At 38.0% G+C, this 13,933-nt stretch carries 12 protein-coding genes; 5 read left to right on the top strand and 7 right to left on the bottom strand.

The window, feature by feature from the left end; all coding sequences use genetic code 11:
- Together AC3B6D_RS02205 and AC3B6D_RS02200 are read right to left on the bottom strand one after the other, a co-directional pair.
- Nucleotides 1-1,392 carry a bifunctional metallophosphatase/5'-nucleotidase gene (locus tag AC3B6D_RS02205; protein WP_489769145.1) on the bottom strand — a complete coding sequence of 464 codons (1,392 nt, stop codon included), beginning with the start codon at nt 1,390-1,392 and terminating at the stop codon, nt 1-3.
- 63 nt (nt 1,393-1,455) lie between these two features.
- Nucleotides 1,456-1,767 carry a hypothetical protein gene (locus tag AC3B6D_RS02200; RefSeq protein WP_489757271.1) on the bottom strand — a complete coding sequence of 104 codons (312 nt, stop codon included), beginning with the start codon at nt 1,765-1,767 and terminating at the stop codon, nt 1,456-1,458.
- Between the two features lie 30 nt (nt 1,768-1,797).
- Here AC3B6D_RS02200 and AC3B6D_RS02195 point away from each other — a divergent pair, with 30 nt between their 5' ends.
- Both AC3B6D_RS02195 and pepV read left to right on the top strand, forming a co-directional pair.
- The gene (locus tag AC3B6D_RS02195) at nt 1,798-3,216 is read left to right on the top strand and encodes a glycerophosphodiester phosphodiesterase (RefSeq protein WP_489769146.1); all 1,419 of its coding nucleotides are present in this window, start codon (nt 1,798-1,800) and stop codon (nt 3,214-3,216) included.
- 59 nt (nt 3,217-3,275) lie between these two features.
- A complete protein-coding gene (pepV, locus tag AC3B6D_RS02190) occupies nt 3,276-4,673 on the top strand; it encodes a dipeptidase PepV (RefSeq protein WP_489774806.1) in 1,398 nt (465 codons plus the stop codon).
- Between the two features lie 137 nt (nt 4,674-4,810).
- Here the strand turns inward: pepV and AC3B6D_RS02185 are convergent, their stop codons facing one another.
- Nucleotides 4,811-5,977: an MFS transporter gene (locus tag AC3B6D_RS02185; protein WP_489757268.1), complete on the bottom strand. Its 1,167-nt coding sequence runs from the start codon at nt 5,975-5,977 to the stop codon at nt 4,811-4,813.
- 246 nt (nt 5,978-6,223) lie between these two features.
- Here AC3B6D_RS02185 and AC3B6D_RS02180 point away from each other — a divergent pair, with 246 nt between their 5' ends.
- Nucleotides 6,224-9,052 carry a transglycosylase domain-containing protein gene (locus tag AC3B6D_RS02180; protein ID WP_489774805.1) on the top strand — a complete coding sequence of 943 codons (2,829 nt, stop codon included), beginning with the start codon at nt 6,224-6,226 and terminating at the stop codon, nt 9,050-9,052.
- A 96-nt stretch (nt 9,053-9,148) separates the two neighbouring features.
- On the opposite strand, the gene ccpA is transcribed toward AC3B6D_RS02180, so the two are convergent.
- Nucleotides 9,149-10,156 carry a catabolite control protein A gene (gene ccpA, locus AC3B6D_RS02175; protein WP_489757266.1) on the bottom strand — a complete coding sequence of 336 codons (1,008 nt, stop codon included), beginning with the start codon at nt 10,154-10,156 and terminating at the stop codon, nt 9,149-9,151.
- 149 nt (nt 10,157-10,305) lie between these two features.
- On the opposite strand from ccpA, the gene AC3B6D_RS02170 reads away from it, so the two are divergent.
- Nucleotides 10,306-11,409: a M24 family metallopeptidase gene (locus AC3B6D_RS02170; RefSeq protein WP_489769149.1), complete on the top strand. Its 1,104-nt coding sequence runs from the start codon at nt 10,306-10,308 to the stop codon at nt 11,407-11,409.
- 82 nt (nt 11,410-11,491) lie between these two features.
- On the opposite strand, the gene AC3B6D_RS02165 is transcribed toward AC3B6D_RS02170, so the two are convergent.
- Nucleotides 11,492-11,770, bottom strand: coding sequence for a hypothetical protein (locus tag AC3B6D_RS02165; RefSeq protein ID WP_489757264.1), 279 nt, complete (start codon nt 11,768-11,770; stop codon nt 11,492-11,494).
- Nucleotides 11,771-11,784: 14 nt separating this feature from the next.
- Nucleotides 11,785-12,186, bottom strand: coding sequence for a DUF948 domain-containing protein (locus tag AC3B6D_RS02160; RefSeq protein WP_489757263.1), 402 nt, complete (start codon nt 12,184-12,186; stop codon nt 11,785-11,787).
- Between the two features lie 110 nt (nt 12,187-12,296).
- Here AC3B6D_RS02160 and AC3B6D_RS02155 point away from each other — a divergent pair, with 110 nt between their 5' ends.
- The gene (locus AC3B6D_RS02155) at nt 12,297-13,205 is read left to right on the top strand and encodes a mechanosensitive ion channel family protein (protein WP_489757262.1); all 909 of its coding nucleotides are present in this window, start codon (nt 12,297-12,299) and stop codon (nt 13,203-13,205) included.
- Nucleotides 13,206-13,338: 133 nt separating this feature from the next.
- Here the strand turns inward: AC3B6D_RS02155 and AC3B6D_RS02150 are convergent, their stop codons facing one another.
- A complete protein-coding gene (locus AC3B6D_RS02150; RefSeq protein WP_489769150.1) occupies nt 13,339-13,932 on the bottom strand; it encodes an XTP/dITP diphosphatase in 594 nt (197 codons plus the stop codon).
- Nucleotide 13,933 lies beyond the last annotated feature (1 nt).

The raw sequence follows: 13,933 nt of genomic DNA, 5'->3' as shown, positions 1-13,933 counted from the left end.
CTAATCACCTTCTTTTATTAATGGAAATTTTTGTTGCAAATACTTCCCTAACACTTCCCGTAAAAAATCAGGGTACAAAATCGTATTCTGACCAACAATTTGCAAAGTAGGGAAAAAAGGAATAAACAAATAATGATCCAGTAAAGCAATTTGATACTCTTTTTGTGGTTGAATTTCTTGACCGCAATAAAATACGCGGTTAGTTGTTGCATCAAATTCTACGCCTGAAAAGAAAATTTCACCAAAAATTTTGCCACGAAAGCCCATTCCTTTTTGATGAAAGTTCCGCAAAAAATTACGATTCTTTTCTACTTCCATGATAAAGCGCCAAAAATCTCGCCCCTTTAATTTGGTAATCATTAAATGAATGGCATGCGGTAATTGGCGATGCAAATCGTCCGCTGTAATTACCCCCGCAGATAAATCTGTCAAAAACAAGCCACTATTTAGCATTGCCGCTGGCACCTGAGTTCGTTCCAACAAAGCCTGTAGTGTGAGTTTTAAAGCTGCCTGCTTGGCAAAAGGATCTTGCGTTAAGGTGAACGGTAAGTTGGCGATTTTTTGTTGACGGAGTAACTGGTGTCCCTGATCTTCATACTTAGCAATCACAGCTTGGTCGTCGTCTTGACTTGGCATTTGAGCTACCGTCACTGTTTGGGCTTGTTGTTTAATTAGTTGATGATCAGCCAAAGTTAAAGTCACGGTCCCAACGTGTTGCCCATACTTGCCAGCAGCTGTTAATAATGTATGATCAATTAATTGACCTTGCGGTAACAAATGATGCGTATGCGAACCAATAATCAAATCTAATTGTGGATATTGCCGAGCCAAGCGTTGATCTATTGGCAAACCTAAATGCGACAATAAGATTAAGACATCCACCTGTGGCCGCACGGTTTGAATCAAGTTTGGTAAAACTTCATCAACCATTTGAATTTGCCAACCAGCTAAGGGATACGTTAAGGTATAAGGTGCCGTCAAGCCTAAGACACCAATTTTCGTTTGCTTGGAAGTTTGTAGAATCTTATAATCTTGCACAAATGCTGGGGGCAGGCCATTTTTTTCTTTCAAATTACCTAAAATCACATCAAAATTAGCTTGATCATACATATGTTCTAAATCTTGATGGCGATAATATAGACCTTCACTGTTACCAATCGTCACTCCATCATAATGTAATTGATTCATCCATTGAACATTAGCTTGCGCTTTAGTCGCTTCAGTTAAGGGATGCTGCCGATCCGAAGCATCACCCAAATCAAACAAAAGCAGCGTTTGCCCCGCCTGCTTGGCTGACGTTCGTTGTTGTTGAATGAACCGCTCAATTTTGGGAAAATTTTCAAAATGTGAATGCAAGTCGTTAGTATGGATTATCTGAATTTCTTCTGACATACTTTTCCCCCTCTGGTTAATTTAGTTCCACCGATGACTTATTAAAAGTATTATCATATAATCTTAGTTAATGTTATTAGCATGTAAAATTTGTTCAAAGGCAGTTTTAATGGGGCCAGCGGGCTTTTCCCATTCCTGCCAATGATCAAAATCTTCTTTAGGAAAAGTATATGTTTTATTAATATAGTCTTCATAGACTTGAACAGCTGTCGAATGTGGAATATTTAGCTGCAAAATGCGGACTTCTTTAATCATTTTCCGTTCCGCAGCTAACTCCGCGCGCCCATTCATAAACATATTGGCAATTTCATAATAACGACTGCCATCATTTCGCGTAATCTGTTCAATTAAATCTAAAGTTTGATAATCGTGCAAAAAATCCGCTCCTTTAAGAGGTTACAGTCTGTGTTTAAAAAATCTTTCTTTTCTATTCTACTATTAATTAGTCTAATTTTTAATACCGGTTTTATTGTGGTTGGTCATCGTGGCGATCCGTTAAAGGCCCCCGAAGAAACTTTTGCTAGTATTGATGCGGCCTTTAGTGATGGTGCGCAATGGGTTGAATTAGACGTTCATGAATCTAGTGACAATCAATTGATCATTTCTCACGATCGTAATTTGCAGCGAGTAACTGGCGCCAATTTAATCGTCTCCCAACATCCGGCTAGCCAGCTGACACAACTCAAGCAAAGTAACGGTCAAAATATTTATACAATTGAGCAGTTGTTTAGCCATTACCAAAATAACCCTAACGTTAAGTTTTTAATTGAAACTAAAAAAACTAAGCATAACAATCCCCAAAATATGGAACAACTCTTAGTTAATGCTATCAATAAGTACCACATGCAGTCCCGCATTATGGTTCACTCTTTTTCAATTGATAGTTTAAAGAATATGCAACAACTCGCGCCCCAAATCCCACGAATTTTTATTGCCGGAAGTCTGGGACGTTTAAATTTTGACGTTTTCACACATACCAATGCAGTTAACGTCTCTTCAGCTTTACTAACCCCGGAATTAATTAGTCAATTGCACGCCATTGGGCAACAGGTCTTTGTCTGGGATGAAATGACTGAAAATCCCAAGCAATGGAATTGGCTTGTTAATCTGCCCATTGATGGGGTAGTGACTAATTTTCCGGCGCGGGCTAGTTATTATCAACAATTAAAACGCCAAGCTAATCAAAGTAACGTGAGTTTTGACGCCACTTTGATTAGTCAAAATCCACAAATAATCTGGGAAAATCCTTACCCACAGTCACCACAAAAAGGCATGTTACAGCCCAATGACACCGTTCATGTCCAAAAAATTGTGCGCTGGAATAACGACAATTACTTACAAATTGATAACAATCGTTTTATTACTGCTAATGGTTTAGTACAAAGTGACTTTGTTGCCAATCTTGCTCCCTTTTTAAATCAAACAGTTATCCCCGAAAATAACAAAGTTAATCGCAATTTATATTTACAGCCGGCTACTAAAGCTGCCCAAAAAGGCAGTTTAAACTGTAATCAAGCTTATCAAATCACTGCCTTGCAAAATATTGATGGCCATAATTGGGCCCAAATCAATAATCAAGGCTGGATCAAACTGAAAAATTTATTGGTCTTAGCGGCCAACCCAGATTTGAATCCACAACTAACCACAACGGATCCCTTAATTAATAATTTGAATCATCCGATTGATATTAATACTCAACAAGCTCTACGCTCTAATGCTAACCGCCCACCAAGCGCCCACCAAGTTTCTAACTTACCAGCGATCACTTATACCGATTTGGTCGCTAATAACCTCACTGCTTTAAAAAATAATATTTGGTGGTAAATACCACAGTTGAAATCTGCTATATTAGTAATGATTGATTGAACAACAGGAGGTTTATTATGAATTGGAAACAATTAGCAACCAATTATCAAACAGCAATTTTAAATGATTTACAAACATTAGTGGCCATTAATAGTGCCAGCGATGAAGACCATCAAAGTTCTACTTTTCCCTTAGGACCTGGTCCGGCCAAAGCTTTACAGCAAATGCTAGCTCTGGGTGAACGGGATGGCTTTACAACTAAAAATGTCGATAACTTAGGGGGGCACATTGAATACGGTCAAGGCGAAAAAATTTTAGGTATCTTTGCCCATATGGATACCGTTCCTGCTGGAGAAGGCTGGGACAGCGATCCTTTTTTGTTAACCCAAGTAGACGATAAATTATTTGGTCGTGGTACTTTAGACGATAAAGGCCCCGCATTAGCAGCTTACTATGCCTTAAAAATTTTAAAAGACCAAAATTTTCAGCCTCAAAAGACTATTCGATTAATCTTCGGAACTGATGAAGAAAATCAGTGGCGAGGTGTTAACCGTTATTTAGAAGTTGAACCACTCCCGGATCTGGGATTTTCACCAGACGGTGAATTTCCTGTAATTAATGGCGAAAAAGGCATTGCTTCATATGAACTACACTTTGCCCCCCAAACCAGTGAAGGTGAACAAATTTTAATTAGTTTCAACAGTGGTTTACGGCCTAACATGGTTCCGCAAAGTGCAACTTGTCAAATTCAAACACTGGACAGTTCCAAAGTCGTTAATGCTTTTAATCAATACTTGAAACAAAACCCAAAATTACAAGGCAATGCTTTAATTCAAGATCAAATTGTCACACTCAAATTAATCGGTCAAGGTTCCCACGCGATGGAACCAGAAAATGGTTTAAATGCCGCCACTTTTCTAGCCAACTTGTTAATTAACTTGCCATTAGATCAGCCTGGACACGACTTTCTTCAAACTATTGTTGACAACTTTCATCTAGACTATCTGGGCAAAAAAGTAGGTATTAACCATCAAGACGTAACAATGGGTGCTTTAAGTCAAAGTCCCGATATTTTTGAATATCAACTGAACCAAGGTGGCCAAATTATCGTTAATGTCCGTTATCCTAAAGGCATCACTGCTGATAAAATAGCCACACAATATCAAACAGCTATTCCTAAGGCTACCGTCAAATTGGCTGCCCATGCTCAAGAACCACATTTTGTGGAAGCTCATGACCCACTAGTCAAAGAATTATTAACTGCCTATCAAAATCAAACTGGTGATTATCAAAGTAAACCAATGACCGTCGGCGGTGGAACCTATGGCCGCTTACTAGAACGTGGCGTCGCCTTTGGCGCTTTAATGCCAGGAGCCGCTAATGTCATGCACCAAGCTAATGAATATATTACTTTAGACAACCTACTAACTGCCACCGCCATTTATGCAGATGCCTTGTGGCGCTTATGTAAATAAAGAACACAAAGAGATTGGGATTAAAGACACTTCAAAGTTAAATCTAATAAAATACGTTTAACTTTTGCAGTGATCTAAGAAAAAATTATTCATATTTCATTATGAAAATTTCTTCGATGCCCAATCTCTTTTTTGTTCTATTCTTTAGATTTTTGTAAAACAGCCACCCTTTGTACAATTAACGTTATCACAAAAGAAATGAATAAAATAATTGTCACCAATAGATACGGACTATTAGCTCGCCAATCCATCAACATCCCCGAAACTAACGGGCCAACGACGTTACCCACACTCGTCAAGGACGTATTAAGACCATTAATTAAACCTTGATTAGCATGACTCATCTTCGTCAGAACCGTCGTAATCGAGGGCCGCAACAAATCAAAAGCCGTAAAGACAATCAAAGTAGCAATAATCACTACTACATGATTATGTGTTTGTGTGATCCATAAAGTGGCTACTGAGCCTAACAAAAAGCAAATCGCAATTAGGCGAATTTCGCCAACAGAGCGAGTTAACCAATCAAACAAAACCACCTGAAAAAAGAGGGAAATAATTCCATTTAAAGTTAAGACTAAAGCAATTGAGCTCATGTTAAAATGAAAAACTTGATTAACATAAATACTATAAATACTTTCAAAGCCCTGCAAACCAAATGATGAGATAAAAATCATGACAAATAAAATCAATAAAATAGGAGTCATAAAAGTCCGCCAATTAATTTTGGCAACAGCTTTTTGCGTAGTGGTTTTGACATTAGGTAAACAAAAGAAGGTAAAAATACTACTGATTAACCCCAAGACTCCTGCGGCCCAAAAGGGTAATTTATAAGTAACATTAGCAAGCAAGCCCCCAATTCCGGGTCCTAAAATTAACCCCCCACTAAAAGCCGCGGAAATCCAACCAATGACTTTGGCACGTTGCTGTTGATTGGTCATATCAGCAGCCATGGCCATTGAAGTTGGGACAAACATGGCTGCTGAGATACCGCCAATAATACGTGAAACATTAAATAACCAAAAATAATTCGACACCGCAAACAAAAATTCAGAAAACATATATAAGACTAAGCCTGTTAAAATCACTGGCTTACGTCCGACACGATCAGAAATCCGGCCCATAATCGGGGACACAATAAATTGCGCCAAAGCGTATAACGAACTCATGATTCCCACGTCAGTTGTCGTTAAATCATAAGCTTTCTTAATATAAGGCTGAACGGGAATCACCAAACTAATTCCCAAACAAATTAAAAAGTTTCCCACTACTAGAATATAAATGGCCCGTTTTGCTTCTTTATTCACGTTTTAACGCCTCCTAAACAAAAAGCTTAATAACAGGTTTAACTAAAAACCAATTATCAAGCTATTGACTGCTAGCTAGTAAATTAGATTAATGATAGCATATTATCTGCTGAAGATATACTTTAGATTTTAATCATTGTCATCAGATGAATTATCTTGTTGTATAATAATTAGAATAGATTTATTATTGCCCAAATAATTCTAGGACTATCAAGCACTAAATTATAGCCAAAGGTAGGTTTTTTTGTGAGAAATCAAGATTCATGGTGGGACCGGCTTTTTAATAAGCTCCGTAACCATTTTTTAGAAACTGATCAACCAATTGGAGTTCATTCCCAAAATCATTTTCGTTCGCAGCCTGCACCACAGCCAACACCAAGCGCCCCGACTCCAAATTCCAATCGGGTGGTAGACCCCGACGATTTACCAACTACTTGGACCGGACGGATTACCCTTGGCATCAGCGTTATTCGGAAACTATTTTTAGTACTTTTTGTCGCTGGTATTTTAGTCATTGGCTTAGGAGCAGGAATTGGTGGCGGCTATTTAACTGCTATTATTAGCCGTGAACCGATTCCTAGTTATACCAGTTTAAAAAATCAAATTGAAAAAGTCGATCAATCGACGACGCTTTATTTTGCCAATAATGTCAAGATGGAGCGGGTTCCTTCAGATACCAAACGCCAACCGGTCAAGTTCAATCAAATCTCTCCTTATCTTAAAAAGGCCGTCGTTGCCACGGAAGATGAAAACTTTTATCAACATCACGGCGTCGTTCCAAAATCAGTGATTCGCGCCATCTTGGGGCAAATTACGGGTTACGGAACGCAAACTGGAGGTTCCACTTTAACGCAGCAATTAGTAAAAATGCAAATCCTTTCATCAGAAACCACTTGGAAACGGAAAGCGACTGAAATTTTGCTAGCTACCCGTTTAGAAAAGCATTTTTCCAAATCGCAAATTTTAGAATCCTACTTAAATGTCATACCTTTAGGCCGCAATAACCGTGGCCAAAATATTGCCGGTGTAGAAGCTGCTGCAGAAGGTTTATTTAATACCTCCGCAGCCAATTTAAGCTTAGCTCAAGCTGCATTTATTGCTGGTTTACCACAAAGTCCTTCAGTTTATACTCCGTTTGATCAAAGTGGTCATTTAAAACAAAACTTAAAACTTGGTTTAAAACGTAAAGATATTGTTTTGTTTAGAATGTATCGCAGTGGCGATATTACGCATCAACAGTATTTAGCTGCCAAAAAAGTTGATCTCTCCAGTCAATTCATTGCCCATCAGGCTGCGCCAAAAAACAAAATTAAATATGGGTATCTGTATAATTTACTGACTGATAAATTACGGGTCAAGTTAATGCACCAATTGGCGACAGAAAATAATTTAAGTTATCACCAAATTACGCATGACAAAGATTTATATCAAGTCTATTATCAAAAAGCCAACCAAATGATGAGTGAACATGACTACCATATTCATTCAACCATTAATAAAGATTTATATGATAATATGCAAACTGCGTTTGCTCAAAATGCCGACTTATTGGGAACCACACATCAATCAACCGCCAAAGATCCGAATACTGGTGTCAATGTTAAGGTGCAAGAACCCGTGCAAAATGGTAGCATTTTGCTAGACAACAAGACTGGTGCGGTCTTAAGTTTCGTGGGTGGCCGTGATTTTAAAAAGAACCAACTCAACCACGCTTTTGATACGCTACGTTCACCTGGATCTTCCATTAAGCCAATGTTAGTTTACGCGCCCGCCATTGAAAATGGGCTCATTGGTAGTAAGAGTCTAATTGCGGACTTTAAAGTTAAATTTGGCAAATATGCGCCAACCGATTTTGACGATACCATCGGTAATAAATTTGTCCCAGCTGACAAAGCTTTAGAGCAATCATTAAACATTCCGGCAGTCCAGTTGTACCAGAAATTACAGCAAAAAGTTAATCCCAAAACTTATATGGATAAAATGGGCTTAGCTTTAAGTAACCGCGAATATCACGAACTAGGTATTTCTTTAGGTGGGACCCGTAATGGTTTCAGTGTTGAACAAGAAGCCAGTGCGTTTTCTACTTTTGCCAATCAAGGTGTCCATGTTAATCCGTATTATATTTCCAAGATTACTGATGTTAATCACCATGTTATTTATCAACACAAAACCAAAAAACAGCGCGTCTTCCAAAAAGGGACCTCTTATATCATGCAACACATGATGCACGGAGTTATTGAACAAGGAACAGCTTCATCCTTAACTTACCAATTAAACTTTAATTACAAGAATGCCTTTGGTAAAACCGGAACTTCGAATAACTTCCGTGATAACTGGTTTGTTGGTAGTACACCAGGGGTCACATTAGCTTCGTGGATGGGTTATGATAATTTATACGGTCATAACTACAATTTAGCCGAAGATTCCACAGAGACGAACCAAACTACTTGGGCTAATTTAATGAATAGTGTCTACCAAACTAATCCCCAACTTCTCAAGGCCAATCAAACAATGCAACGTCCGACAAGTGTGCATGCCCAAAAAGTTCTTAGTGCTACTGGTACTTTGCCTGGTCATACCACTTATCAAGGCTATGACACTGATCTTAATTCGCCTTTGACAACCAGCTTATTTTATAAGCAAACAGCCCCATCACTTAGTCACCACTTTGCAATTGGTGGTACTAATAAAAATTATCGTTTATTCTGGAATCATTATTTTGGACGCGATAACGGCTACGGTGTAACCCAATACTTGGATGACGAAACGCCAAGCCATAAAACCAATCGTAAACGTAGCTCCAATGGTTTACCGGATTCTCTTTTAGGCGATTATGTCCCACCAACTCGCAGTACAGAAAATTCCAACAGTATTTCCAATAGTGAAAGTAACAATTCCTATAACAACTCGACGATTAGTGGTGCTGGAAGTAATACTAGTTCGACCAGTACTTCGCAATTACCAGCCACTAATAGTCCGACCAATAATTCAACTTCCTCAACAGTCGATACTCCTCCAGCAACTACTCCTGAAGACAGTACTACTACCAATCAATCTAATGATTTGGAACAATAGCAAACAAAAAGACGTCGTATCAGAAAAAATTCTGATAACGGCGCCTTTTTTATTTAAGTTGGAACCCAAATTCTAAGCGATTTTCATCCCAATTTTTTATTTAGTAGTATTACGTTTAATTAAGCTGTAAGGTAAGCTAACTTCCAATTGATCCACAGGTTCATTATTCATCAATTTAGTTAACATCCGCATTGCAACAGCACCAATATCATATAACGGTTGAGCAATGGACGTCATTTTGGGGCGTGTGACATCACACAAAATGGTATTACTGCTAGTAATCAATTCAAAATCTTCCGGAATCTTAACGCCCGTTGTCGCTGCTGCATTGACAATGCCGGCCGCCAATAAATCATTAGCCACATAAACTGCTGTGGCCCCACTTTCATGAATGGCATCCCAAACTGCAGCCCCTGCTTGTAAATTGTAAACTGTTTCGAAAACATTACTGGAAGAATAAGTTAAACCGGCTTGTTCTAAGGCATCACGATAACCTTGTAAACGATATTTGCCATTAATTGAGTTACTTAAATCATCGGCTACCATGGCAATTTGTTGGTTGCCATTATTGATTAATAATTGCACTACATCACGAACCGCTGTGCGATAATCAATATTCACACTAGCAATCTTGCCGCTATCATCAATCGCACCAGCGAAAACTACTGGCACGCGAGAATTAATCATTTCTTTATGCAATTCAGGTGAAACACTTTCTCCCATATAAATAATTCCATCGACTTGCTTAGCCAATAATTCATTAAATAATTGTTGTTCACTGACAATGCCCTTATTTAAACTAGTCAACAAAATATTATATTTATACATTGAAGCAACGTCATCAATTCCTTTAGCTAGATTAGCGTATAACAAATCCGTCATACTAGGAATAATGACACCAATCGTGGTACTCTTTTTGCTTGCTAGACCACGTGCCACCGCATTGGGCCGATAATGTAATTTATCAATTACCGCCATTACTTTCTTACGCGTAGTTTCTTTAACATTATTATTCCCATTAACAACCCGAGACACAGTTGCCATGGATACGCCAGCTTGTCGGGCCACATCCGTAATTGTTATGTCTTTCTCTGGTTTATCCATTTTCAATACCTCAACTCAATTGAACTTATTTTCATTTATTTTCATAACTAATTTAACAAAAATCAAGCATATTTGCAAGCGCTTCGATGAAAATACATCATTTTTTCAAAAAGTGCTATACTTGATATAATTATGTTGGGAGGTATGACATGAATCATTTACAAAGTTTACAACAATGGGTTGCTGATCAAAATTACGATGTTGTTTATATTAGTAATCCAACTGATATTTTATATTTCACAGGTTTTCATAGTGATCCTGAAGAGCGCGTGCTAGCATTATTTGCTTTTCCAGATGCTGAGCCGTTCTTATTCACACCGCAATTAGAAGTTGGTGCCGCCAAAAAAGCCGGCTGGAAACATGATGTGTTTGGTTATTTAGACCATGAAGATCCATTCCAATTAATCGCTGATCATATTAAAGAACGAACCAGTAAGACTACTAATTGGGCAATCGAAAAAGCCGATTTATCCTACATTCGTTATGAAGCAATTAAGAAACAATTTCCAGATGCGCAATTTCCTGGCAATGCTTCTGAATTCTTGGATCAATTAAAATTAATCAAGTCACCAGCAGAAATTGAATTGATGAAAGAAGCTGGCAAACAAGCTGATTATGCCTTTAAATTAGGGTTTGAAGCTTTATCAACTAGCCGCACGGAACAACAAGTAGTAGCTGAAATTGAGTATGGTCTGATGAAGCAAGGTGTCATGCATACGAGTTTTGATACTATCGTTCAGTCCGGTGACAATGCTGCTAATCCGCACGGTGTACCAGAAAAGCGTAAAATTGAGGCCAATGCCTTAGCCCTCTTTGATTTAGGAACTGTCAACCAGGGTTACATGAGCGATGCGAGTCGGACAGTAGCTTTTGGCACTTTAAATGATCAACAAACAGATATCTATAATGTTTGTTTGGAAGCCCAATTAGCTGCCATGGATGCTGCTAAACCAGGAATTACCGCTGAACAATTAGATGCGATTGCGCGCAAGATTATTACAGACGCTGGTTATGGTCAATACTTCATCCACCGGCTTGGTCACGGCATTGGCACTTCTACGCATGAATTTCCATCCATTATGGAAGGCAACCAGATGGAATTAAAACCTGGTATGTGCTTCTCTATTGAACCTGGAATTTATGTTCCTGGTGTCGCAGGTGTGCGGATTGAAGACTGTGTTTACTTAACAGACAATGGCTGTGAAGCATTTACCCACACCACTAAAGAATTACAAACTATTCCGGTTCGTTAAGTTAAATCGCACTTGAATCTTCCAGAATAATATCATTTGCTTATCTTATGTAATAAAAAAATGAGGTTAACACCTCATTTTTTTAATCTTCAGTTTTGACAATTTGACTTTCATCTAATTTAATATCATCAAAATTGGTTTTAGTGTCATCATTGGCCGAGGTAACATTTTGATGTAATGTTTGAGTATTCTGATGATGCAAAATTTGCTGAACTTGACCAAAATCAAATTGCGCTAATTGACTTAAATGTTCAATCACGTAATCAGTAATTTCACTTTGATGCTCCTGCCATTTTTTAAAGGCCCAATAACTTAACCCTGTACCTAGTACTGTGCCTAAAATAAACTTACCTTTTGCCATTTTAGATTACCTCTTTATTTCTTACGATAGATCTTCCACGCTACTTTTGCTAATTTACCGGCAGTTTTGGGACTTAACTTGCCCAAATGTAATTTAGAACTAGCTTCAGATTTGTCAGTCATTTTTTCTAAACTCGTTCCTACATTTTCCAAAGTTCCAAACAATGGATTCAAACTTGCTATTTTTGAGTTAACATCATCCATCAATACATTTACTTTAGCAGTTAAATCATTGCCCTGATTAGCGATTTTATCAACATCAATCGTTAACGTCTTAACAGTTTTAGTAGTTTCTTCAACAGTAGCTTGTAAGTTCTTTAAAACCTTCGCTAATTGAACCAACATCATTCCTAAAAAGATTACTAAAACTACAAAGGCTAAAGCTGCAATTAAGCCTGCTACTTGTCCCAATGTCATATTAATTCCTCCAGTTTTTGTATTATCATTATAAATTCTATCATCAATTCATGACAACAGCAATTTTAGCGGTTATACTTTAAACTAGTTCTTAAAGGAGTGTACTTTCATTGAATAATATTTTAGGTAAATATAACCTCAATAATAATACGCAACAACAGCAACAAAACAATGCTAATCACAATCAATTATTCTGGCAACAGCTCAATAACCCCCAATACTGGATTAACTTACTGAATACAATTGTCAGTGACTTGATCAAGATTATTCTATTAACTATTGCCTTTTGGCTACTTTATAAATTAGGCCGCCGCTTTGTTTCGCGGATTGCCAACAATCTAAAAAGTAGTGAAACTAGCTCCAATCGTACGCGCACGATTGCGACTTTAACTCAAAATATTTATTTTTATTTTTTAGCCTTTATTTACATTTATATGGTTCTATCTATTTTGGGCGCCCCCGTCGGTACTTTAATTACCGGCGCCGGTATTTTCAGTTTGGCTTTAGGGCTCGGTGCTCAAGGCTTCGTCAGTGATGTGGTTACTGGCTTTTTCATTCTAGTGGAACAACAATTTGACGTTGGCGATTCAGTTACCGTGGGCGATATTTCTGGCACAGTCACTTATATTGGTTTACGAACTACGCAAATTCGCAGTGCTGACGGTACTTTGAATTATGTTCCCAATCGCAATATTACCATCGTTAAAAACTTATCCCGCGGTAACATGACGACAATTATTAACTTACAGTTATTTCCGCATACGGATATTAAAGCTGTCACCAAAGTTTTGAGTCAAGTCAATCAACAACTAACTCCCGAAGATCCTGATTTAGTGAATGCGCCGCATTTATTAGGACCAACGGATGTTGTGAACGGCATCTTAATTTATCAAATTCAAATTGATACTCGTAATGGTGCCCAACTAATTGTTAAACGTAAATTTTTGGAGGCTTATCTAGCCGCGTTACAAACTGCTAAGATTGCTCTACCCGAAAATAAACTTGATTTAACCCAATAAATTGTCGCAATTAAAAGACAGAAATGGTTAGAAATTTAATAATTTCCTGCCACTTCTGTCTTTTTTATAGCTTGTTAAAATTGACGATTTGTGTAAAAGAATATTGGCTTTAATCTAGTCAATTAACTAGCATCTAACCTAATTCTTGATAAGCTGTCACAAACTTTTTCAGAGCTTGTGCTCGATGACTGACTTGATTCTTTTCAGCGGTAGTTAACTCGGCCAAAGTTTTTTGTAGTTGTGGCACATAAAACAAAGGGTCATAACCAAAACCATCATTGCCTCGCGGAACTGTTAATATTAAGCCATCCAACTGTCCTTTAACCACTAATTGTTGCTCTTGAATGGGATCTTTATACACTAACGTCGTGACAAAGTGGGCAGTTCTTTGCTCCAGAGGAACTCCGCCTAATTCCGCTAACAGCCGCGCATTATTGGCAGCATCATCATGATCACCGGCATAACGCGCTGAACGTACCCCAGGTTGCCCATGTAACGCATCAACCATCAACCCTGAATCATCAGCAAGTGTTGGCAAATTTAATTCTTTGATGGCTGCATTAACTTTTAACCACGCATTCCCCTCAAATGTCGTAGCGGTTTCGGCAACGTCCGGCATTTGTGGATAATCTAATAATGTGGTAATTGTAATTGCTTGTTGTGCTAATAATTGCTGTAACTCTCGAACTTTATTTGCGTTCTTGGTTGCCACTAATAACTTTTTCATT

The sequence above is a fragment of the Bombilactobacillus sp. ESL1097 genome (genome assembly GCF_058107205.1).
The sequence above is the reverse complement of the archived record's forward strand: the minus strand, read 5'-3'. Positions and strand labels throughout refer to the sequence as shown.

Coding starts and splice junctions, on each gene's coding strand:
- AC3B6D_RS02205 (WP_489769145.1), bottom strand. CDS start 1,392: ATGTCAGAAGAAATTCAGATAATCCATACTAACGACTTGCATTCACAT.
- pepV (WP_489774806.1), top strand. CDS start 3,276: ATGAATTGGAAACAATTAGCAACCAATTATCAAACAGCAATTTTAAAT.
- ccpA (WP_489757266.1), bottom strand. CDS start 10,156: ATGGATAAACCAGAGAAAGACATAACAATTACGGATGTGGCCCGACAA.
- AC3B6D_RS02170 (WP_489769149.1), top strand. CDS start 10,306: ATGAATCATTTACAAAGTTTACAACAATGGGTTGCTGATCAAAATTAC.
- AC3B6D_RS02165 (WP_489757264.1), bottom strand. CDS start 11,770: ATGGCAAAAGGTAAGTTTATTTTAGGCACAGTACTAGGTACAGGGTTA.
- AC3B6D_RS02160 (WP_489757263.1), bottom strand. CDS start 12,186: ATGACATTGGGACAAGTAGCAGGCTTAATTGCAGCTTTAGCCTTTGTA.
- AC3B6D_RS02150 (WP_489769150.1), bottom strand. CDS start 13,932: ATGAAAAAGTTATTAGTGGCAACCAAGAACGCAAATAAAGTTCGAGAG.